Annotated in this window: 21 protein-coding genes; 14 read left to right on the forward strand and 7 right to left on the reverse strand. The window is 66.7% G+C overall.

Going from position 1 to position 20,330, the window contains the following annotated elements; genetic code table 11:
- Window positions 1-873: a flagellar motor protein MotD gene (gene motD / locus L6Q67_RS20625; protein ID WP_296574188.1), complete on the forward strand. Its 873-nt coding sequence runs from the start codon at window positions 1-3 to the stop codon at window positions 871-873.
- Window positions 874-960: 87 nt separating this feature from the next.
- Here the strand turns inward: motD and L6Q67_RS20630 are convergent, their stop codons facing one another.
- The 3 genes from L6Q67_RS20630 to flgA all read right to left on the reverse strand — a co-directional run bounded on the left by L6Q67_RS20630 (window position 961) and on the right by flgA (window position 2,536).
- Window positions 961-1,437: a flagella synthesis protein FlgN gene (locus L6Q67_RS20630; protein WP_296574190.1), complete on the reverse strand. Its 477-nt coding sequence runs from the start codon at window positions 1,435-1,437 to the stop codon at window positions 961-963.
- Between the two features lies 1 nt (window position 1,438).
- Complete coding sequence (flgM, locus tag L6Q67_RS20635) at window positions 1,439-1,753, reverse strand: flagellar biosynthesis anti-sigma factor FlgM (protein ID WP_296574194.1); 315 nt, start codon at window positions 1,751-1,753, stop codon at window positions 1,439-1,441.
- 90 nt (window positions 1,754-1,843) lie between these two features.
- Window positions 1,844-2,536 carry a flagellar basal body P-ring formation chaperone FlgA gene (gene flgA, locus L6Q67_RS20640; protein WP_296574196.1) on the reverse strand — a complete coding sequence of 231 codons (693 nt, stop codon included), beginning with the start codon at window positions 2,534-2,536 and terminating at the stop codon, window positions 1,844-1,846.
- A gap of 332 nt (window positions 2,537-2,868) precedes the next feature.
- Here flgA and flgB point away from each other — a divergent pair, with 332 nt between their 5' ends.
- From flgB to L6Q67_RS20705, 13 genes are all read left to right on the forward strand, one after another.
- Entirely contained in the window at window positions 2,869-3,273 is a 405-nt protein-coding gene (flgB, locus tag L6Q67_RS20645) for a flagellar basal body rod protein FlgB (RefSeq protein ID WP_296574199.1), read from the forward strand.
- Window positions 3,274-3,283: 10 nt separating this feature from the next.
- Entirely contained in the window at window positions 3,284-3,688 is a 405-nt protein-coding gene (gene flgC, locus L6Q67_RS20650) for a flagellar basal body rod protein FlgC (RefSeq protein WP_296574202.1), read from the forward strand.
- 16 nt (window positions 3,689-3,704) lie between these two features.
- Window positions 3,705-4,376, forward strand: coding sequence for a flagellar hook assembly protein FlgD (locus L6Q67_RS20655; protein ID WP_296574206.1), 672 nt, complete (start codon window positions 3,705-3,707; stop codon window positions 4,374-4,376).
- Window positions 4,377-4,388: 12 nt separating this feature from the next.
- Entirely contained in the window at window positions 4,389-5,954 is a 1,566-nt protein-coding gene (locus L6Q67_RS20660; protein ID WP_296574209.1) for a flagellar hook protein FlgE, read from the forward strand.
- A gap of 20 nt (window positions 5,955-5,974) precedes the next feature.
- Window positions 5,975-6,715, forward strand: coding sequence for a flagellar basal-body rod protein FlgF (flgF, locus tag L6Q67_RS20665; RefSeq protein ID WP_296574212.1), 741 nt, complete (start codon window positions 5,975-5,977; stop codon window positions 6,713-6,715).
- Window positions 6,716-6,877: 162 nt separating this feature from the next.
- Window positions 6,878-7,660, forward strand: a complete 783-nt coding sequence (gene flgG, locus L6Q67_RS20670; RefSeq protein WP_296574215.1) for a flagellar basal-body rod protein FlgG — start codon at window positions 6,878-6,880, stop codon at window positions 7,658-7,660.
- Between the two features lie 24 nt (window positions 7,661-7,684).
- Window positions 7,685-8,359, forward strand: coding sequence for a flagellar basal body L-ring protein FlgH (locus L6Q67_RS20675; protein WP_296574218.1), 675 nt, complete (start codon window positions 7,685-7,687; stop codon window positions 8,357-8,359).
- A gap of 11 nt (window positions 8,360-8,370) precedes the next feature.
- The gene (locus L6Q67_RS20680; RefSeq protein ID WP_296574221.1) at window positions 8,371-9,480 is read left to right on the forward strand and encodes a flagellar basal body P-ring protein FlgI; all 1,110 of its coding nucleotides are present in this window, start codon (window positions 8,371-8,373) and stop codon (window positions 9,478-9,480) included.
- On the forward strand, window positions 9,480-10,472 hold the full coding sequence (flgJ, locus tag L6Q67_RS20685) for a flagellar assembly peptidoglycan hydrolase FlgJ (protein ID WP_296574226.1): 993 nt from the start codon (window positions 9,480-9,482) through the stop codon (window positions 10,470-10,472). Before L6Q67_RS20680 ends, flgJ begins: the two co-directional genes overlap by 1 nt.
- A gap of 81 nt (window positions 10,473-10,553) precedes the next feature.
- Complete coding sequence (gene flgK / locus L6Q67_RS20690; protein WP_296574228.1) at window positions 10,554-12,506, forward strand: flagellar hook-associated protein FlgK; 1,953 nt, start codon at window positions 10,554-10,556, stop codon at window positions 12,504-12,506.
- Window positions 12,507-12,523: 17 nt separating this feature from the next.
- Window positions 12,524-13,717, forward strand: a complete 1,194-nt coding sequence (gene flgL, locus L6Q67_RS20695; RefSeq protein WP_296574231.1) for a flagellar hook-associated protein FlgL — start codon at window positions 12,524-12,526, stop codon at window positions 13,715-13,717.
- Window positions 13,718-13,723: 6 nt separating this feature from the next.
- Complete coding sequence (locus L6Q67_RS20700) at window positions 13,724-14,194, forward strand: hypothetical protein (protein ID WP_296574234.1); 471 nt, start codon at window positions 13,724-13,726, stop codon at window positions 14,192-14,194.
- Between the two features lie 110 nt (window positions 14,195-14,304).
- Complete coding sequence (locus tag L6Q67_RS20705; RefSeq protein WP_296574238.1) at window positions 14,305-14,598, forward strand: PilZ domain-containing protein; 294 nt, start codon at window positions 14,305-14,307, stop codon at window positions 14,596-14,598.
- Window positions 14,599-14,613: 15 nt separating this feature from the next.
- On the opposite strand, the gene L6Q67_RS20710 is transcribed toward L6Q67_RS20705, so the two are convergent.
- From L6Q67_RS20710 to L6Q67_RS20725, 4 genes are all read right to left on the reverse strand, one after another.
- Window positions 14,614-16,245, reverse strand: coding sequence for an acyl CoA:acetate/3-ketoacid CoA transferase (locus L6Q67_RS20710; protein ID WP_296574240.1), 1,632 nt, complete (start codon window positions 16,243-16,245; stop codon window positions 14,614-14,616).
- A gap of 23 nt (window positions 16,246-16,268) precedes the next feature.
- The gene (locus tag L6Q67_RS20715) at window positions 16,269-17,669 is read right to left on the reverse strand and encodes a GntP family permease (RefSeq protein ID WP_296574244.1); all 1,401 of its coding nucleotides are present in this window, start codon (window positions 17,667-17,669) and stop codon (window positions 16,269-16,271) included.
- 154 nt (window positions 17,670-17,823) lie between these two features.
- Complete coding sequence (locus L6Q67_RS20720; protein WP_296574247.1) at window positions 17,824-19,245, reverse strand: sigma 54-interacting transcriptional regulator; 1,422 nt, start codon at window positions 19,243-19,245, stop codon at window positions 17,824-17,826.
- Window positions 19,246-19,381: 136 nt separating this feature from the next.
- Entirely contained in the window at window positions 19,382-20,296 is a 915-nt protein-coding gene (locus L6Q67_RS20725) for a LysR family transcriptional regulator (RefSeq protein WP_296574249.1), read from the reverse strand.
- Window positions 20,297-20,330 lie beyond the last annotated feature (34 nt).

Below are 20,330 nucleotides of genomic sequence, written 5' to 3' on the forward strand. Positions count from 1 at the left end.
ATGGCGCGGCGTCGCAAGGGTGAGGAGGAGCACGAGAACCACGAACGCTGGCTCGTTTCCTACGCCGACTTCATCACTCTGCTGTTCGCCTTTTTCGTGGTGATGTATTCCCTGTCGTCCCTGAATGAAGGCAAGTACCGGATCATGTCCGATTCGGTGGTGAGTGCCTTTCGCAATATCTCCAGCAACAAGGACAGCCCCAACATCATCTCCAGCCCCATCCCGTCCATCCGTCCCCACGTCACACCGCCGCCGTCCGATGCACCGGAGACCGAGGAGGCCCGCAAGTCCAGGGCCGAGCGGGTCAAGAACATGGCCGAGGAGATTCGCAAGGTGCTTGCGCCCCTGGTGGCCGACGGCCAAGTGCGGGTTACCGAGGGGGCTTTCGGCATCACCGTCGAGATCAATGCCAGCGTTCTGTTTGCTCCCGGCGGAGCCCAGCTCGGGGCGGATGCCGTCCGGGCCTTGCGGGCGGTGGCCGAGGTGGTGGCGGGCGCCGAATTTCCGATCACCGTCGAGGGTCATACCGACGTCACACCTATCGCCACAGCCATGTTCCCGTCCAACTGGGAGCTCTCTGCGGTGCGGGCGTCGAGCGTGGTGCGCCTGTTTGTCGATGGCGGCGTCAAGCCCTCGCGCCTGACCGCAGCGGGCTACGGCGATCAGCGCCCCGTGGCCGACAACGCCACCGCGGACGGCCGGGCGCGCAATCGCCGGGTCACCATCATGATCGAATCCCGGGTTGTCGAAGCCGAGGTGGTCAAGCCGGTGAAGGCTTCCGGCGTGACGGACTCCATCCTGCCGGCTGATGCGGCGCCCCCCGCACCTCCGTCAGCGCCGGCCGAGCCGCAGGCGGTGTCTCCCGTACGCTGACCTGCGTCGTCCTGCCGGGGGCGGGCATGATGGGGTATTCCGGAGTGTCAGTGCCCTGGGCCCGGGAAGGGTGTCGGGCAGGGGCGCCTAGACCGAGCCGAAGTGGCGACTCGAGGCTGTGGGGCGCGACTGGCCGTCGGGGCCGTAGATCTGCGGGTGCTCAGCGGCGGCGAGCAGGGTGCTCAGTGCCTGCTGGTTGTTCTGGAGGCGTTCGGTGATCAGCTGTCCGTTGACCCGGTTGCGCTCCTTGGCCTCGCCGGCCAGGGCTACAACGACATCCCACGCCGCCAATGCATCCGGCGAATCCGCCAGGACGATGCGGATGTTGTCGTTGCTCACCTTTGCCCCAAGGCGGGCAAACATCATCGTGCGGTCGTCGGAGAGACGCTGCAGGGCGCGGTAGAGGCGGGTCTTTTCTTCCGCCAGGGCGGTGAGGGCGTCGATCTGGCCTTCCACGAGCAAGGCTTCTTCCCGTTGCAGCAAGGCAACGAAAGCCTGCAGGCCGGCCTGTTCGTCGTGAATCAGGCGAGCCAGGCGCTGCGTGAGGCCGGGATCGACAGCCACCTCAGGCTGGCCCCGGCTGTGCGGTCAGCATCTGGCGAACGCTCTCGATCAGGCCGTCGGCAACCTTGCCGGTATCCACCTTGAAACGACCTTCGGTAATGGCCTGTTTGATCTCGTCCACCTTGGCGCTGTCCACCACGGGGGTGTTGGCGATGGTCTCCTCCATCTGCTGCAGTCGTGCAGACAGGGAGGACAGTTCAACCTTTTCTCCGCCGCCGCTGGCCGATTCGGTCTTCGGGGATTCCTTGGCAGAGCGGGTTCGGCCGTCGTTGGGCGGCAGGCCCGCGGCTGATTTGACAGAGTTATCAATCTTCATGGCATTGCCCTTTCTTCCATATGTCGAGGGGGTCAACGACCCATGGAAGAGAAACTTTAACCGATTCGGGCAGTTAGGGCAGGCCCCCGTTCAAGGCAGCGTGATTTCCACGATGCCGCCGTTGCGGGCGGTGCCCCGCACCACCTGGCCGTTGCCCAGGCGGACCTGGGCAGCCTGTCCATCGGCGGCACTGCTCAGGGCGACGCCGTCATTGGCCACCTGAAAGCCCGCGCCGCGGGAAACCACCTTGACCGGCTGGCCTTGCAGGACGGCCGGGGGCAGGCGCAGGTGGCTGGCGGCCAGGGGGCGGCCACCGGCAAGGCTGATCCGGGCGGCGTGCCCGACAGCCTGGTTCGGGTCGGTGAGCACGTCGGCTGCCTGAGCCGTGAGCTCGCCGGCCTCCCGGCGGATATCTGCCGGGCCAAGAACCTGGCCCGCGGTGATCGGCCCGGCGCTGACCAGGTAAAGCCCCTTTACCCGGACCTCTGCCGGCACGTACACCGTCCAGGGTGTGGGGGCCAGGCAGCGGACGCCCACCGAAACCCGCCCCCAGGCCCGAGCACCGGCGGGCAGGAAGGCCTCCAGCTGCACGCAGGGCGCCAGGCCATTGTCACCGTTGAACTCACCCACCTGGATGCGGACCTCACCGGGCAGGCTGCGGCTCTGCAGGTCGAGAAAGCGATTGACTTCGGCCCGGACCGGCACCGGGTCCTGGCGGGCCTGGAGCGGAAGAGCGTGCAGCAGGAGCAGGACGAGGCTGAACAGGGATACGGGACGGAGCATGGCGGCGGCCGGAGGGAGATGTTGCCATTCAACCATGTCGGCACCTCTTGTGCAGGCGGAAACAGAGCTTCTTTCCCCAGGCTATTTCGAGCTGGCCGGAGAGGCGGCGGCGGGCCGGCAAAACTTGCCGGCAACTTGCCGGGGCGGCAGGGGCGCAAGGCGGGAGGAGGGCAAATTGACGTGCTAATTGCCGCCTGTTCGGCCCTTCTGCCGGGTGTCCGGGCCCTTACGATGGCTGGCATGGAAGGTGCAAAGGAGTGTACGCAAACCACAGCGCGCACCCCAGGCAGGCATGACGGCACGCGTGGCAACGAACTTTAGAGGTGATCCGAATGAGCAGCCGACTTGACGAAGCGATGCGTTTCCACCAGACCGCGCTGAACACGCGCGCCTACCGTCAGCAGGTCATCGCTTCCAACATCGCTAACGCCGATACGCCCAACTACAAGGCCCGGGACGTGGATTTCAAGGCGGCCCTGAACGGCGCGCTGGCTGGCAAGAGCGGCAATCTGGCGCTCAACACCACCTCGGCCCGTCACCTTGCCGCCACCGGTACCAGCCCCCTGGAGGCCAGCCTGAAGTTCCGCAACGAAGAGCAGGGTGCGGTCGATGGCAACACGGTCAACATGGACGTGGAGCGCAGTGCCTTCGCCGAGAACGCCGTGCAGTACCAGGCCAGCGTCACCTTCATCAACGGCCTGATCACCGGCATGCAGCGCGCCATCCAGGGCCAGTAAGGAACCGATCATGAGCATGATGAACGTCTTTCAGGTGGCCGGCAGCGCACTCCACGCCCAGTCCACCCGGCTCAACACCACAGCCAGCAACCTGGCCAACGCCGACAGCGTCACGTCCAGCAACGGCCAGCCCTACAAGGCCAAGCAGGTGGTGTTTGCCGCCACCCCCATGGGCAACCCGGTGGCCCAGGGCGTGCGTGTCACCCAGGTGGTCGAGAGCGCCGCGCCGATGCGCATGGTGTACGACCCGAAGAGCCCTGCAGCCAACGGTGAAGGCTACGTGACCATGCCGAACGTCAACGTGGTGGAGGAGATGACCAACATGATCTCCGCCTCACGGGCCTACCAGACCAACGCCGAAGTGATGGGTACCGCCAAGACCCTGATGGAACGAACCCTGGCCATCGGCCAGTAAGCACCGGACAACGATCATGAGCACCGTCAAATCCACCACCTCCGCCGACGTCATCGCGGCCCTGCAGAAGTCCTCGACCAGCTCCACCTCGAAGACCGAAGAGGCCCAGACCCGCTTCCTCAAGCTGCTCACCGAGCAGTTGAAGAACCAGGACCCCCTCAACCCCATGGACAACGCCCAGATGACCTCCCAGCTGGCCCAGATCAGCACCGTGGATGGCATCGACAAGCTCAACCAGACGCTGACGTCCCTGCTCGAGGGCAGCCAGTCCAGCGAGGCGCTGCAGGCCGCGGCCCTGGTGGGCAAGGGCGTGATGGTCGAAGGCACCTCCATGACCCTGTCCGGCAGCAAGGCCTACGGTGGTTTCGAACTGGCCACGTCCGCCGACAAGGTCACCGTGACCATCAAGGATTCCAAAGGCCTCGAAGTGCGCAAGATGGAGCTGGGTTCGTCCGACGCCGGCGTCTTCAACTTTGCCTGGGACGGCAAATCCACCAACGGCACCCAGGCCGTGGATGGCAAATACACCATCAGCGTCAGCGCCACCCGGGGCAGCGACACGGTCAAGACCACCCCGCTGCAGCTGAGCACCGTCAATAGCGTGCTGCGCACCAGCAGCGGCAACGTTTCCCTCGATGTGGGCTCCGGCAATCTGGTGAGCCTGTCCGACATCAAGCAGATTCTGTAAGCGGAGGAAAAAATGGCATTCCAACAAGGTTTGAGCGGTCTTTCCATCGCTTCCAAGGCTCTCGACGCGATCAGCAACAACGTGTCCAACTCGGGCACCGTCGGCTTCAAGCAGTCCACGGCCCAGTTCTCCGACGTGTTTGCCGCTTCCCTGGCGGGGGGCGGTACCCAGGTGGGTATCGGTGCATCCATCGACAAGGTGTCCCAGCAGTTCAACCAGGGCAACATCTCCACCACCAGCAACGCGCTCGATCTGGCCATCAACGGCCAGGGCTTCTTCCGCATGAGCGATGCCGGAACGATCACCTACAGCCGCAACGGCCAGTTCCAGACCGACAAGAACGGCTACATCGTCAACGCCTCGGGTCTGCGCCTGACCGGCAAGCTGGCCGACTCCAACGGCGTGCTCACCGGCACCACCGGCGACATCAAGCTCAACTTCAGCGACGCCAAGCCGGCCTCCACCACCAGTGCCGGCTACAACGTCAACCTGGATTCACGTTCGGCCACGCCGTCGGCCATGGGCAAGGCCGCGGTTTTTGGCACTGCGGCGCCTTCCCTCACTGTTGCCGCTGCGCCGGCCAACGTCCTGTCCATCGTCGTCGATGGCTCGACCACCCCCGTGACCGTCAGTGTTGCCCCCGGCACCTATGCCGATGTGGGCTCCCTGGTCACCGCGGTCCAGACCGCCATCGATCAGACCGCGCTGAAGGATCGCGTCAAGGTGGCCAGCGACAGCACCGGTGTCATCAACTTCTCGTCCATCCGCAGCGGCCGCCTCTCCGACATCACTGTCACCGGCGCAGCGGCGGCGGCCCTGAACGTGCCCGGCACCACCGGCACCGCCACCAACAACGCCTTCAGCACCTCGGACCCGACCAGCTACACCAGCACCACCTCCCAGACGGTGTACGACTCCCTGGGTAACGCCCACACCCAGTCGATGTATTTCGTGAAGACCGCCCAGTCCAACATCTGGGACGTCTACACCAGCCTCGATGGCGGCTTCCCGCCCGAAATCGATCCGGTGACCGGCGTGCATACGCCCAACACCATCAGCTTCGATGCCAATGGTGTGCTGCAGACGCCCACCTCCTTCACCACCTCCTACTCGGTATCCACCGGCTCGGTGACGCCCCTGGCCTTCACGGTGGAGCTCAACGGCACCACCCAGTTCGGTAACAGCTACGGGGTCAACCAGCTGACCCAGGACGGCTACACCACCGGCAAGCTGTCCGGCCTCACCGTCGATGCCGACGGCACCATCCAGGGCAACTTCAGCAACGGTCAGTCCCGGGTGATGGGGCAGGTGTGGCTGGCGTCCTTCCAGAACCCCAACGGCCTGCAGTCCCTCGGCGGCAACCAGTGGGCCGTCACCAACGCCTCCGGCCCCGAGCAGCCCAACGCCCCGGGTACCGGCAGCCTGGGCGTGCTGCAGTCGGCGGCGGTGGAAGACTCCAACGTCGATCTCACCTCCGAACTGGTGAACATGATCACCCAGCAGCGCGCCTACCAGGCCAACGCCCAGTCCATCAAGACCCAGGACCAGATCCTGCAAACCCTGGTCAACCTGCGTTGATCCTGAAGAAAGCCTGAGCCATGGACCGTCTCATCTACACCGCAATGACCGGCGCTGCCGCCACCATGGGGCAGGAGGCGGCCGTGGCCCACAACCTGGCAAACGCCACCAGCACCGGCTTCAAGGCCGAGCTGCATCGCCTGCGTGCCGTGCCCATCCAGAACGCCCAGCTGCCCACCCGGGCCTTCGTGGTGGATGCCAGTGTCGCGGACGACTTCACCCCCGGCCCGCTGCAGCACACCAATCGCGCCATGGACGTGGCTGTGCAGGGCAAGGGCTGGCTGGCCGTGCAGCTGCCCGACGGCACCGAGGCTTACACCCGCAACGGCAGTCTGGAAGTGAGCGCCAACGGCATCCTGCAGACTCGCAGCGGCCTGCCGGTGGTGGGGAGCGGCGGCCCGATCACCGTGCCGCCCGATGTGGAAGTGGTGGTGGGTGCCGACGGCACCCTCTCGGCGGTTCCCCGTACCGGGGCCCGCAACAACACCACCACCGTGGGGCAGCTGAAGCTCGTCAATCCGCCCGAGCAGGACATGCGCCGGGGCGGCGACGGCTATTTTCGCCTTGCCGACGGCAATCCTGCACCGGCAGATCCTGCCGTCCGCGTTGCCTCCGGCTACCTGGAAGGCAGCAACGTAAACGTGGTCGAGCAGATGGTGACCATGATCTCCCTGGCTCGGCACTACGAAACCCAGACCAAGCTGCTGTCCGTTGCCCAGGAAATGGACCGATCCGCCTCCCAGCTCGTCGCCAAGAGCTGATCTGGCGCAGGTCTGACCCCCGGGCCTGATGGCCCGATCAGGAAATGACGGGGCTTTCTCCCGCTGCTCTGCACCTGGAACGCCTCTTGCTGTGTCTAGTATAGAAACCGTCCTTTCCTCCGCCGCTCCGCGCGGCCTGCACCTGACACCCTGGAGCCCCCCATGATCCGCTCCCTCTGGATTGCCCGCACCGGCCTCGACGCCCAGCAGACCCAGCTCGACGTCATCTCCAACAACCTCGCCAACGTCTCCACCAACGGCTTCAAGCGCGCGCGGGCGGTGTTCGAGGACCTGCTCTACCAGAACCTGCGGCAACCGGGCGCCCAGTCCACCCAGCAGACGACCATCCCCTCGGGCCTGCAGATCGGTACCGGCGTGCGCCCCATCGCCACCGAGCGCATCCACACCCAGGGCAACCTCACCCAGACCGGCAACGCCCTCGACGTGGCCATCCAGGGCGAAGGCTTCTTCCAGATCCTGCTGCCCGACGGCTCCACCGCCTACACCCGCGACGGTGCCTTTCAGAAGGACGCCAACGGCCAGGTGGTCACCTCCAGCGGCTATGCCCTGCAGCCGGCCATCACCATCCCCGCCAATGCCCTGTCCCTGACCATCGGCAAGGACGGCGTGGTGTCGGTGACCCTGCCCAACCAGGCGGCCCCGGCACAGATCGGCAACATCCAGATCGTCGGCTTCGTCAATCCGGGCGGCCTGCAGAGCGTAGGTGAAAACCTCTACCTGGAAACCGCCGCCAGCGGCGCGCCCAACCCCAACACCCCGGGCACCAACGGCGTCGGTACCCTGGCCCAGAAATACGTGGAGACCTCCAACGTCAACGTCGCCGAAGAGCTGGTGTTGATGATCCAGACCCAGCGCGCCTACGAGCTCAACTCCCGCGCCGTGTCCACGTCCGACAACATGCTCGGCAAGCTCACCTCCCTGTAAGCGCCCGCCGGGCGGAGAACGACCATGCAAGCGTTCCGCATCCTGCCCCCCCTGCTGCTGGCCACCCTGGCCGGCTGCTCGGCCCTGCAGACCACCCCGCCGACGGCGGTGCACCAGCCCCTGAGTGTCCGCCCCGAACCGCGCACCGCCCAGGCTTCCCAGCCCGGTGCCATCTTCCAGTCGAGCTTCTCGCGGCCCCTGTTCGAAGACCGGCGCGCGCGCTTTGTGGGCGACGTGATCACCATCAACCTCGTCGAGCAGACCCAGGCCAGCAAGTCTTCCTCGGCCAACGCCGAGCGCAACGCTACCCTCAGCGCGTCCATCTCGGCCCTGGCCAAGGTGCCCCTGGCGGCCCTGGCCGGGCTGGGGGCCACCGCCTCGGATGCCAGCAAGTTCCAGGGCAAGGGCGATGCGGCCGCCAACAACGACTTCCGCGGCACCATCACCACCACGGTCATCGAGGTGCTGCCCAACGGCAACCTGCTTGTGTCCGGCGAAAAGCAGGTGGCCATCAACCAGGGCAACGAGTTCATCCGCTTCTCCGGCGTGGTCAACCCGGTCTATGTCACCGGCGGCAACACCGTGCAGTCCACCCAGGTGGCCGATGCCCGGGTCGAATACAAGGCCAACGGCTACATCGACGAGACCCAGCGCATGGGCTGGATGCAGCGCTTCTTCACCAACGTCTTGCCGTTCTGAGGAGGCGGGCCATGACGCGCATCTCCCGACTCTGTGTTGCCCTGATGACCTGCCTCGGCGTGCTGGCGAGCACGCCGGCCAGCGCCGAGCGCCTCAAGGATCTCGCCTCCATCGGCGGCGTGCGCCAGAACCAGCTCATCGGCTATGGCCTGGTGGTGGGCCTGGACGGATCCGGCGACCAGACCACCCAGACCCCCTTCACGGTGCAGAGCATCATCAACATGCTCGGCAACCTGGGCATCACCCTGCCGCCGGGGCAGTCCCTGCAACTGCGCAACGTGGCGGCCGTCATGGTCACCGCCAACCTGCCGCCTTTTGCCCGCCCGGGCCAGCAGATCGATGTCACCGTGTCGTCCATGGGCAATGCCCGCTCCCTCAAGGGCGGCACCCTGGTCATGACGCCCCTGAAGGGCGCCGACGGGCAGATCTACGCCATGGCCCAGGGCAACCTGGCGGTCAGTGGCGCGGGCGGTGCCGCGGGTGGCACCAAGGTCACCGTCAATCACCTGTCGGCGGGGCGCATCCCCGGCGGGGCCACGGTCGAGCGGGCCGTGCCCAGCCCGGTGGGGCAGGGGGGCTCGGTGTTCGTCGAACTCAACGACGCCGACTTCGGCACCGCCCAGAACGTGGTCGATGCCATCAACCGCATCGCCCCGGGCAGCGCCCAGGCGGTGGATGGCCGGCAGATCCAGGTTCGGGCGCCGGACGACCCGAGCCAGCGCGTGGCCTTCCTCGGTCGGCTCGAGAACCTGGATGTGACCCCGGCCATCCAGGCTGCCAAGGTCATCGTCAATTCCCGCACTGGCTCGGTGGTAATGAACCAGAAGGTGGCCCTGCAGAACTGCGCCGTGGCCCACGGCAGCCTCACCGTCACGGTCAGCAATGACCCGCAGGTCAGCCAGCCGGGCGCCCTGTCCGGCGGTCAGACGGTGGTCACCAACAAGGGCTCGGTCGATATCAAGCAGGAGGGCAGCTCCCTGTTCAACATCAAGGGCGGCACCAACCTGGCCGACGTGGTCAAGGCCCTCAACGCGGTCGGCGCCAACCCCCTCGAGCTGATCTCCATCCTGCAGGCCATGAAGGCCAGCGGTGCGCTGCGTGCCGAGCTCGAGGTGATCTGATGGCGGCCCAGGATTTCAGCCAGATCAACGCCCTCGACCCCAACACCCTGTCGGGGCTGCGCCGCCTGTCCAAGGAAAACTCCCCCGAGGCCACCCGCGAGGCGGCCAAGCAGTTCGAGGCCCTGTTCCTCCAGCAGGTGCTCAAGTCCATGCGCGACGCCAGCCCCAAGAACAGCATGTTCGACAGCGAAGAGTCGCGCATGTACCAGTCCATGCTCGACCAGCAGATGTCCCTGCAGCTGGCGACCCGTGGCGGCGGCATCGGCCTGGCCCGGGTGATCGAGCGCCAGCTGTCGGCCAACCAGGAGCCGGTGGTGCTGTCCGAAGGCGGCGTACCCCTGGACGGCGCGATCCGCCGTGGCTTTGAGGCGGCCGTGCCGCCGGCGACGACGGAGGCCTCGGCAAGCGGAGCGGCAGTGCCGGCGGCAAAAACTGCCGCGCCGCTGCCGGCAGCCGTGCCGGTGGGTGCGGCACCGGCAAGCCTGCCCAACATGCCGGCCGGTGCGGGGCCCCGCGCATTTGTGGACAAGGTGTGGCCCCAGGCTGTCGAGGCCAGCCGGGTCACGGGCATCCCCGCGCGCTTCCTGGTGGCCCAGGCGGCCCTCGAAACCGGGTGGGGCAAGCATGAACTGAAGAACGCCGATGGCAGCCCGAGCCATAACCTCTTCAACATCAAGGCCGGCCGGAGCTGGGCGGGCGACACCGTCGGCACGGCCACCACCGAATACAGCAATGGCGTCGCAACCCGCGAGAATGCGCGCTTTCGGGCCTATGGCTCATATGCCGAATCCTTCCAGGACTACGCCCGCCTGATCCGCAACAACCCCCGCTACGCCGGGGTGGCGGGGCAGGAGGATGCCGTGGCCTTTGCCCGCAGCCTGCAGTCGGCGGGCTATGCCACCGACCCCCTCTACGCCGACAAGCTGGCCCGCATCATCAACGGCAACACCCTGCGCACGGCGCTTGCTGCCAGCGCCACCCGCAGCGCCTGAGGACTTTTTCGCGGGCCAGCATGAGCTGGCAAAGTTCTTGCACTGCCTTCCTTGAACTCCCCCGAACCAAGGAAGCGGATCATGGGCAGCAGCCTCTTCAGCATCGGTCTCACCGGCCTCAACGCCGCCCAGGCGGGCCTGGTGGTGACCAGCCACAACATCTCCAACGCCGGCACGACGGGCTACAGCCGTCAGAGCACCGTGCAGAGCACCAACCCGGCCTTGTTTACCGGTGCGGGCTTCTTCGGCGAGGGGACCAAGGTTGATACCGTCAAGCGTGCCTACGACGGCTTCCTGAGCAACCAGGTGCTGTCCGCCGAGACCAAGTTCAACGAGTACGACACCTACAGCACCGAGATCAGCCAGATCGACAACCTGCTGGCCGACCCCACGGTGGGGCTGACCCCCGCGGTCGCGTCCTTCTTCGAAGGCGTGCAGGAAGTGGCGGCCAACCCCTCCAGCATCCCGGCCCGGCAGTCCATGGTCTCCACGGCCCAGAGCCTCGTGGCCCGCTTCCAGAACCTCTCCGAGCGTCTCAACGACGTGCGTGCCGGGCTCGAGAGCCAGATCAAGGATACGGTCAGCGCCATCAGCACCTACGCCACCGAGATCGCCGAGATGAACCACAAGATCTCCGTGGCCCAGCAGGCCGGTTCGGCCCAGCCCGCCAACGATCTGCTCGACACCCGGGATCGTCTGGTCAAGGAGCTCAACCAGCTCACCCGCGTGTCCACCACCCAGGCCAGTGACGGTTCCCTGTCGGTGTTCATCGGCACCGGTCAGCCCCTGGTGGTCGGCACCAACGCCACCAAGCTGGCGGCCCAGGCTTCGCCGTCCGACCCGACCCGCTTCGACGTCAACATCATCACCCAGAGCGGCGCCGCCATCACCATCCCCGAAAGCCTGCTGGGCGGCGGCAAGCTTGGTGGCCTGCTGGGCATGCGCTCCGGCTCCCTGGATGCCACCCAGAACCAGCTCGGCCTGATCGCTGCCGGCCTGAGCACCGCCTTCAACGCCCAGCATGTGCTCGGGCAGGATCTCAACGGCAACCTGGGCACCAATTTCTTCACCGTGCCGCAGGTGGCCGTGCAGCGCTTCTCCAGCGCCACCACCGCTACCCCGGACGTGCAGTTTGCCGACATGTCCAAGCTCAGCGGCGACGACTACAAGCTCACCTTCACCAACACCACCGGCGGCTATTCCCTGACCCGGGTGTCCGACGGCGCCTCGGTGACCGCAGCCGGAATCGGCCTCACCATCAACCCGGCGGCAACCTCCAAAGTCGGTGACAGCTTCCTGATCCTGCCGACCCGCTATGCCGCCGCCAACATCGGCGTGTCGGTCACCGACACCCGCATGGTCGCTGCCGCCGCGCCACTGGCTTCCCGTGCCACCACCGGCAACCTCGGCACCGGCAGCATCAGCGCCCCGGTGATCTCCAGCACCGCCGACCTGGCCAGCTTCGGCACCAGCGCCTCCCCGCTCAAGCTCACCTTCTCGGGAGGCAACCTGAGCGGCTTCCCCGCCACCCTGCCGGTCACCTACACCCCCCTCAACGGCAGCCCGGTGACTCTGGCTGCGCCGGTGGCCTCCATCCCCTACAGCAGCGGCATGAGCATCAGCTTCGGCGGTGCCCAGTTCACCCTCACCGGGGCCATCCAGAACAACGACACCTTCAGTATCGGCCCCAACACCGGTGGCGTGTCGGACAGCCGCAACGCCGTGCTGCTGGGCAACCTGCAGACCACCAAGACCCTGCTCTCCGCCAACGGTCAGCCTTCTGCCACCTTCCAGTCGGTGTATTCACAGCTGGTCAGCAACATCGGCAACAAGGCGCGGGAGGTGGAAGTGAACCGGGATGCCCAGGAAAGCCTGGTGCAGCAGGCCACCAAGGCCCAGCAATCGGTGGCCGGCGTCAATCTGGATGAAGAAGCGGCCAATCTGATCCGTTATCAACAGGCATACCAGGCATCGGGCAAGGTCATGAGCATCGCCTCCAAGCTCTTCGACGAAGTCCTGGCCCTCGGTCGCTAACACGGAAGGAATCCATCATGCGCGTCACCACCGGGATGATCTTTGACTCCGGCCTGTCGCAGATCCAGCGCCAGAACGCCCAGTTGCTCGACACACAGCAGCAGGTGGCCACCGGCCGGCGCATCCTCAAGCCCTCCGACGACCCCGTGGCCTCTGCCCGGGCCCTCGAGGTATCCCAGTCGAAGAGCGTCAATGCCCTCTACGCCGCCAACCAGGGCTACGCCAACGATGCCCTGCGGGTGGTGGACAGCAAGCTCGACGCCGCCAACGACCTGGTCACCTACGTGCGCACCCGTGCCGTCGAGGCGGGTAACGGCGCTTACACCTCGGCCGAACGGACCTCCATTGCGTCCGATCTGGCACAGCAGTTCTCCGCGCTCCAGTCCATCGCCAACAGCCAGGACTCTTCCGGCGATTACATCTTTGCCGGCTATCGCAGCAACGCCCAGCCCTTCGTCGGCAGCATGGCCGCCGGCATCACCTACCAGGGTGACCAGGGCGCCCGCACCCTGCAGATCTCCTCGTCCCGCAACCTGCCGGTCACCAGCTCCGGCGACGAGATCTTCAACAACATCCGTGCCCCCAGCGGCTCTGCCTTCGCCCTGTCGACGGCAGGCAACACGGGTAGCTCCATGGTGTCGGGCACCAGCCTGGCGGGCTACAACGGGCACACCTATGCAATCAACGTGAGCGCCGGCCCCACCTACCAGGTCTTCGACTCCACCGCCGACCCGACCCATGCGTCGCCCATCGCGCCCGCCGTCACCACCAGCGGCAGCGATACCACCCTGAGCTTCGGCGGCGTCAGCATGACCCTCACCGGCACGCCGGCCGCGGGCGACAGCTACGCCCTGACCACGGTGGCCAGCTCCTTTGACGTCATCGGCAACTTCGTCAGCGCCCTCAATTCGGGCAACGACAAGGTCAATCGCTTTGCCGTCACCCAGACCATCGCCGGCATGGACGCCTCCCAGGACAGCATCAGCCAGGTGCGTTCCGGTGTCGGTTCGCGCATGGTCGAGGTCGAGACCCAGCAGAACATCAATGGTGATCTGGACCTGCAATACGCCGAAACCCTGTCGCGCCTGCAGGATGCCGACTACGCCCAGGTGGTCAGCAACCTGACCCAGCAGCAGACCTATCTGCAGGCTGCCCAGCAGAGCTTCATGCGGGTCAGCAACCTGTCCCTGTTCAACTACCTGGGCAGCTGATCCGTGATGCTTCCGCGCCTCCTGCGCCTGCCGGTGCTGACGGCCCTTGCCAGTCTGCTTGGGGCCTGCAGCACCATCGGCGATCCACCCCACGACTGGCTGCTGCTCCCCACCGCGGCGGTGGTGGCCCTCGACAACGGCTATCTGAAGATTCCGGCCCTGGCGGCCGGCGTGGCTGTCTATGCCCTGGTGGACCCGCTGGCACCCAACTGGACGGTGCAGGAAGCCCGTCTGGGGGAGGAACGCTACCGCCTCGTGCTGCGCATGAAGGCCCTGCATTCCGGCGGCGACGGCGAGGCCCGCCAGGTCTTTGCCCGGCGTGCCGCCCAGCTGGCGAGCCAGCCGGGTTTTGCGGGCTACGACGTGACTGCCTGGGAGGAGGGCATAGACAGCAACCGCCCCTTCTCCCAGCGCGTGGCGCTCGGCGAGATCCGCCTGCGCCGTCTGCCCGCTCCGCTCGCCTCGACCGCGCCCTGATTCCTGCAGGGCCGTGCGGCACTGCCTGCAAGCGTCTCTGAACCTTGCCGTGGCGGGCCGAGTTTCGTAAGGTGCGCGCTTCGACCGCTGGATTTGATCAAATGGACCGCATGAGCGAACGTCGCCGGGATCGTCGCATCCCTTTGGGCTGCAAGGTGGGCATCAAGCTCGCCGGTGCCGCCGCACCCATCGTCGGCGATTGCGTCGAGCTCGGGGTGGGGGGCATGACCATCCACTCCACCCACGTCCCGCGCATGGACGAAGTCTTCGAGGTGGCGGTGCTGCCCCCGGAGCACGGCGGCCCCTTCATGCCGCTGCATGCCCGGGTGCGGGTGCGCCGCTGCCATGGCCTGGAGGGCGGCCTTTACGAGATGGGCGTCGAGATCGTCGACGTCATCCGCTGAGGCCGACCTGCGGCCTCACACGGCCGTTCCGTCCTGCAGGATGTCGTCGCGCAGGTGCATGGGGCCCTCGGCAAAGATGCGCGGGTCCATGAGCCGGGGAGGCCGCGGGATGTGGGGGCGGAAGCTCATCCGCCCGACGATGTCCTTCTCGATGTCGATCCCCGGTGCCACCTCGATCAGCTCCAGCCCGTCCGGGCCCAGCTGAAACACGCAGCGCTCGGTGATGTAGAGCACCGGCGTGCCGCGCCGGACGGCCTGGGGGCCGCTGAAGGTCCGGTGCTCCACCTCGTGGACGAACTTCGAGGCCTGCCCGTCCGTCAGGATGGCGAGGCCGCCGTCGCGCACCACCACCTCCAGGTTCCCCGCGGTAAACGTCCCCACGAAGACCACCTTCTTGGCGTTCTGGCTGATGTTGATGAAACCCCCGGCGCCGGCCAGGCGGGTGCCGAAGCGCGACACATTGAGGTTGCCCTCCTGGTCTGCCTGGGCCAGCCCGAGGAAGGCAATGTCCAGCCCGCCGCCGTCGTAGAAGTCGAACTGGCTGGGCTGGTCGATGATGGCCTGGGGGTTCACCGCCGCGCCGAAGTTGAGCCCTCCCGCCGGTACGCCACCGATGACACCGGGTTCGGCGGTCATGGTGATCAGGTCATTCACCCGCTCCTCGGCCGCCACGGCCGCCACGCCTTCGGGCATGCCTATCCCCAGGTTCACCACCGCGCCCCGGGCCAGCTCCATGGCGGCCCGGCGGGCGATGATCTTGCGCTCGCTCATCTCCATGGGGGCCAGCGCCGACAGGGGCACCTTGAGCTCGCCGGAGAAGGCCGGGCTGTAGGTCTCGATGAAGGTCTGCATGTGGTATTCCGGGTTCTCCGCCTGGACCACGTAGTTCACGAAAATGCCGGGGATCTTCACCTGCCGGGGGTTCAGGCTGCCCCGCTCGGCGATCCGCTCCACCTGGGCGATGACGATGCCGCCGCTGTTGTGGGCAGCCATGGCGATGGCCTGGGCCTCCAGCGTGAGGGCCTCCTTCTCCATGGTGATGTTGCCGTCCGGGTCGGCGGTGGTGCCGCGGATGATGCCCACGTGGATCGGGAAGGCCTTGTAGAAGAGGTATTCCTCGCCGTCGATCTCCATCAGCCGGACCAGATCGGTGGTGGTGCGGGCGTTGAGCTTGCCGCCGCCGAAGCGCGGATCGACGAAGGTGCCCAGCCCCACCCGGGTCAGGGTGCCGGGCTTGCCGGCGGCGATGTCCCGGAACAGGTGGGTAATGACCCCCTGGGGCAGGTTCCAGGCTTCGACCCGGTCGGCCACGGCCAGGGCCTGCAGGCGGGGCACCAGGCCCCAGTGGCCGCCGATCACCCGGGCGACCAGGCCGTCATGGCCCAGATGGTTGAGCCCGCGGGTCTTGCCGTCGCCCTGCCCGGCGGCATACACCAGGGTCAGGGCGGAGGGGCCGTCTGCGGGCGGCAGGTCCTGGGCCTGGTTCTCCAGGTACAGGGCCTCCAGGGCCACGGCGATGTTTTCGGGAAAGCCGATGCCGACGAAGCCGCCGGTGGCCACGGTGCTGCCCTTGCGGATGCGCGAGACGGCAGTGCGGGCCGAGACGATCTTGCCTTGCCCGGCGGGGGCGGGAGTCATGGTGTCCATGTGTGCTCCTGGTGGCGGTGGGGTCAGACCAGACCGGTCGCGTAGTAGGTGGCGATCACGAAGAAGACGGCGCTGGTCTTGATCAGGGTGATCGCGAAGATGTCCTTGTAGGCCACCTTGTGGGTCAGGCCGGTGACGGCCAGCAGGGTGATGACGGCGCCGTTGTGGGGCAGGGTGTCCATGCCGCCGGAAGCCATCGAGGCCACCCGGTGCAGCACTTCAAGGGGAATGCCCACCGCGTTGGCGGCGTTGATGAAGGTTTCCGACATGGCAGCCAGGGCGATGCCCATGCCCCCCGATGCCGAGCCGGTGATGCCGGCCAGGGTGGTGACGGTGATGGCCTCATTGACCAGCGGGTTGGGGATCACCTTGAGGGCATCGGCCACCACCAGGAAGCCGGGCAGGGCGGCGATGACGGCACCGAAGCCGTACTCGGAGGCGGTGTTCATGGAGGCCAGCAACGCGCCGCCCACAGCGGCCTTGGTGCCGTCGGCAAAGCGCGCGGCGACGGTGCGCCAGGCAAACACCATGACCGTCAGGATGCCCACCAGCAGCGCGCCCTCCACCGCCCAGATGGCGGCGATCTTGGAAACGTCCTGGACCACCGGGGCGGCCTTGCCGATCACCGCCGGCACGAAGGAATGGCTCTTGCCGTAGATCTGGGGGATGAGGTCGGTGAACAGCTTGTTGGTCACGCCCACCAGCACCAGCGGCAGGATGGCCAGCACCGGGTTGGCCAGCTTTTCCTTGTCGTCGAAGGGCTCGGGTTCATTGACCAGCTCGGTGCCGTAGCCCTCGCCAGCAGCCCGGGCGGCGCGGCGGCGCCATTCCAGGTAGGCCATGCCGGCCAGGAAGATGAAGATCGAGCCCAGCACACCCAGCACGGGGGCTGCGTAGATGTTGGTCTTGAAGAAGGTGGTGGGGATCACGTTCTGGATCTGCGGGGTGCCCGGCAGGGAGTCCATGGTGAAGGAGAAGGCGCCCAGGGCGATGGTGCCGGGGATCAGGCGCTTGGGGATGCCGCCCTGGCGGAACATCTCGGCGGCAAAGGGATAGACCGCAAAGACCACCACGAACAGGGAGACGCCGCCGTAGGTGAGCAGGGCGCACACCAGCACGATGGAGAGCATGGCCCGCTCGGCGCCCACCAGCTTGATCACCGAGGACACGATGGACTTGGAGAAGCCCGACAGCTCGATGACCTTGCCGAAGATTGCGCCGAGCAGGAAGACCGGGAAGTAGTTCTTCACGAAGCCGACCATCTTGTCCATGAAGAGGCCGGTGAACATGGGGGCGACCAGGGTCGGGTCGGTGAACAGCACTGCACCGAGGGCCGCCACCGGGGCGAACAGGATGACGCTGTAGCCCCGGTATGCGATGAACATCAGGAAGCATAGCGAGGCAAGTACGATCAGGAACGACATGGTTGTTATCTCCTCCGTTGATTGAATGCGGAGGAGACATGGCAGCTTTCGTGCCAAAATACTTCTTATTGATTTATAAGAATATTTTTCTATCTGTCCGGTGATTCTGCCTGCCTCTGCGGACAGGTGTGTCTGTGCTGGCAGACACTCGGGCTCATTGCCCGCCGGCAATGCCGAGGGAACTCAGCTTTTCGTAGAGAGAGGCGCGGGAGATGCCCAGGTCGCGGGCGGCCTGGGCCTTGTTGCCCGCCGCGGCGGCAATGGCGGCGAGGATGGCCTCCCGCTCGGCGGCCTGATGCACCTCCTCGAGGGTCTTCGGTGTGGCGCCGGCCCGGGGTGACCGGCCGTCAGCCAGGCCGGGAAGGATCCGCTCGAAATCCTGCTTTTCGAGACTGTCGGCGTCCGACATGAGGAGCGCCCGCTCCAGCACGTTGGCCAGCTCGCGGACATTGCCCGGCCAGTCATGGCGCGCCAGATAGGCGAGGGCGTCGGGGGCGAGGGAGCGGGGCGGCTCGCCGAGGCGGCGGGCCACGCTGTCGGCCAGGGATTCGGCGATCACCGGCAGATCGTCCAGGCGGTCCCGCAGCGGGGGGACCTGCAGGGTCATCACGTTGAGGCGGTAGAACAGGTCGGCGCGGAAACGCCCGGCGTCCACCTCGTCCTGGAGCCGCCGGCTGGTGGCGGCGATGATGCGCACATCCACGCTGATCAGGCGGTTCGAGCCCACCGGCTCGATCTCCTTCTCCTGCAGGGCGCGCAGCAGCTTGGCCTGCAGGGCCGGAGACATGTCGCCGATCTCGTCGAGAAACAGGGTGCCGCCTTCGGCCAGTTCGAACTTGCCGCTGCGCCCCTTGCGGTCGGCACCGGTATAGGCGCCCGGCGCGACGCCGAAGAACTCGGATTCGAGCAGGGTCTCGGGGATGGCGGCGATATTCACCGCCACGAAGGGACTGTTTGCCCGGGGGCTTGCGGCATGGATCGCCTGGGCCAGCAGCTCCTTGCCGGTACCCGTCTCGCCCAGGATGAGGACCGGCGCCGTCGAGCGGGCAGCCCGGCGGGCCTGGTCCTTCACGGTGAGGCAGCCGGGGCTGGTGCCGACGAAGTTGGCAAAGCTGTACTTGGTCCGGCGTGCCTCGTCCAGCTTGCGCCGGGTGTCGGCGAGCTCATGGCGCAGGCTCTGGAAGCGCGACATGATGGGGGCGAGCTGGCGGGCGTCGTCGAACAGCACCAGGCCGAAGCCGCCGATGATCTCGCCGGATTCGTCCCGGACCGGCAGGCGCATCACCACGAAGGACTCGCTGTCGAAGTCCATGATGTCGAGCATGATCGGGCGGCCGCTGGTCACCACGCTGCGCATCTGGCTGTTGGGGATCACCTCTTCCACCGGCTTGCCGATCACCGCGGCGGGGTCGGGCAGCTGCAGGTGATGGGGGTACTGCTCGTTCATCCACACGATGCGGGCTTCGCGGTCGACGATCAGCAGGCCCTCGGAGAGCTCGGAAAAGGCGCCCAGCAGGGTGTCCATGACCCGTTGGCGGATGCGCTCTGCTTCGGCGGCAAAGCTGTTGGACGGCATGCGGGTCTCCCTCTGTTCGCGTTGTTCGTGCGCCCGGTTGTGTTCAGCAATTGACCCCGGGGGCGGGCATATCCCGACGAGCATAGCGCAGCGGCGTGAAAGCGGAAGTCAGTGCTTACCGCAATGCCCCTGCCCCTCAGACCTGCTCGGGCAGGGTGCCGGACGAGGCGGCCAGCATTTCATCCAGAAAGGCCCGGGCCGGTACGGGCAGGACCTTCTGGCGCAGATGCACCAGGTTCCAGGGGCGGTGCAGGGGAAAGCCCTCCACGTCGAGGATCACCAGGCCCTCGCCGTCGAGGCGCTCCCCCAGCGCATGGCGGGAGATCACGGCCAGCCCCATGCCGGTGCCGGCCAGCTCCAGCAGGGCCTCGTTGCTGCCCAGGGCCAGGCGCACGCGCAGCTTGACGCCGGACTGGCGGGCAAAGTCGTCGATGGCCCGGCGGGAGCCGGAACCGGGCTCGCGCAGCAGGAAGGGCTCCTCACCCAGCTCGGCCAGGCTCACCTGCCGTCCGGCTGCCCAGTGGCCGCGGGGGGCGAGGACCACCATCTCGTTGTCGAGGAAGGGATGGACCACGATGTCCAGGTCGTCCGGCGGGTAGGACATCACGTACAGGTCGTCCTCATTGTTGCGCAGGCGCTCCACCACCCGGTCGCGGTTGGCGATCTCCAGTTCGATGGAGATGTCCGGGTAGCGCTTGCAGAAGGCGCCCAGCATGCGCGGCAGGAAGTACTTGGCGGTGGTCACCAGGGCCACCCGCAGCTTGCCGCGCTTGAGGCCGCGCAGTTCGTCGATGGCCGACTCGAAACGGTTCCAGACGTCGTCCAGGCGCCGCGTGGTGGCGAGCAGTTCTTCCCCTGCCGCGCTCAGGCGCAGGGCCCGTCCGGCCTGGTCGAACAGGGGCATGCCGACGGTTTCGGCGAGCTGGCGGATCTGGATGGAGACGGCGGGCTGGGTCAGGTGCAGGGCCTCCGCCGCACGGCTGAAACTGCCCAGGCGGGCGACGGCGGCGAAGGTTTCGAGCTGGCGGAGGGTGATGCGTCGTCGGGACATGTATAAGTTTAGATTAATGGTTAAGTCTATTTTT

Origin of the sequence: Zoogloea sp., assembly GCF_023150065.1 — a bacterium.
Lineage (GTDB): Bacteria > Pseudomonadota > Gammaproteobacteria > Burkholderiales > Rhodocyclaceae > Zoogloea.

What these genes read in the sequence shown, in the direction of transcription:
- L6Q67_RS20705 (WP_296574238.1), top strand. Translation starts at nt 14,305, where the DNA reads ATGAGCGAACGTCGCCGGGATCGTCGCATCCCTTTGGGCTGCAAGGTG.
- L6Q67_RS20655 (WP_296574206.1), top strand. Translation starts at nt 3,705, where the DNA reads ATGAGCACCGTCAAATCCACCACCTCCGCCGACGTCATCGCGGCCCTG.
- flgM (WP_296574194.1), bottom strand. Translation starts at nt 1,753, where the DNA reads ATGAAGATTGATAACTCTGTCAAATCAGCCGCGGGCCTGCCGCCCAAC.
- L6Q67_RS20660 (WP_296574209.1), top strand. Translation starts at nt 4,389, where the DNA reads ATGGCATTCCAACAAGGTTTGAGCGGTCTTTCCATCGCTTCCAAGGCT.
- L6Q67_RS20725 (WP_296574249.1), bottom strand. Translation starts at nt 20,296, where the DNA reads ATGTCCCGACGACGCATCACCCTCCGCCAGCTCGAAACCTTCGCCGCC.
- flgF (WP_296574212.1), top strand. Translation starts at nt 5,975, where the DNA reads ATGGACCGTCTCATCTACACCGCAATGACCGGCGCTGCCGCCACCATG.
- L6Q67_RS20680 (WP_296574221.1), top strand. Translation starts at nt 8,371, where the DNA reads ATGACGCGCATCTCCCGACTCTGTGTTGCCCTGATGACCTGCCTCGGC.
- flgA (WP_296574196.1), bottom strand. Translation starts at nt 2,536, where the DNA reads ATGCTCCGTCCCGTATCCCTGTTCAGCCTCGTCCTGCTCCTGCTGCAC.
- L6Q67_RS20710 (WP_296574240.1), bottom strand. Translation starts at nt 16,245, where the DNA reads ATGGACACCATGACTCCCGCCCCCGCCGGGCAAGGCAAGATCGTCTCG.
- flgG (WP_296574215.1), top strand. Translation starts at nt 6,878, where the DNA reads ATGATCCGCTCCCTCTGGATTGCCCGCACCGGCCTCGACGCCCAGCAG.
- motD (WP_296574188.1), top strand. Translation starts at nt 1, where the DNA reads ATGGCGCGGCGTCGCAAGGGTGAGGAGGAGCACGAGAACCACGAACGC.
- flgK (WP_296574228.1), top strand. Translation starts at nt 10,554, where the DNA reads ATGGGCAGCAGCCTCTTCAGCATCGGTCTCACCGGCCTCAACGCCGCC.
- L6Q67_RS20720 (WP_296574247.1), bottom strand. Translation starts at nt 19,245, where the DNA reads ATGCCGTCCAACAGCTTTGCCGCCGAAGCAGAGCGCATCCGCCAACGG.
- flgC (WP_296574202.1), top strand. Translation starts at nt 3,284, where the DNA reads ATGAGCATGATGAACGTCTTTCAGGTGGCCGGCAGCGCACTCCACGCC.
- L6Q67_RS20700 (WP_296574234.1), top strand. Translation starts at nt 13,724, where the DNA reads ATGCTTCCGCGCCTCCTGCGCCTGCCGGTGCTGACGGCCCTTGCCAGT.
- L6Q67_RS20715 (WP_296574244.1), bottom strand. Translation starts at nt 17,669, where the DNA reads ATGTCGTTCCTGATCGTACTTGCCTCGCTATGCTTCCTGATGTTCATC.
- flgL (WP_296574231.1), top strand. Translation starts at nt 12,524, where the DNA reads ATGCGCGTCACCACCGGGATGATCTTTGACTCCGGCCTGTCGCAGATC.
- L6Q67_RS20675 (WP_296574218.1), top strand. Translation starts at nt 7,685, where the DNA reads ATGCAAGCGTTCCGCATCCTGCCCCCCCTGCTGCTGGCCACCCTGGCC.
- flgB (WP_296574199.1), top strand. Translation starts at nt 2,869, where the DNA reads ATGAGCAGCCGACTTGACGAAGCGATGCGTTTCCACCAGACCGCGCTG.
- flgJ (WP_296574226.1), top strand. Translation starts at nt 9,480, where the DNA reads ATGGCGGCCCAGGATTTCAGCCAGATCAACGCCCTCGACCCCAACACC.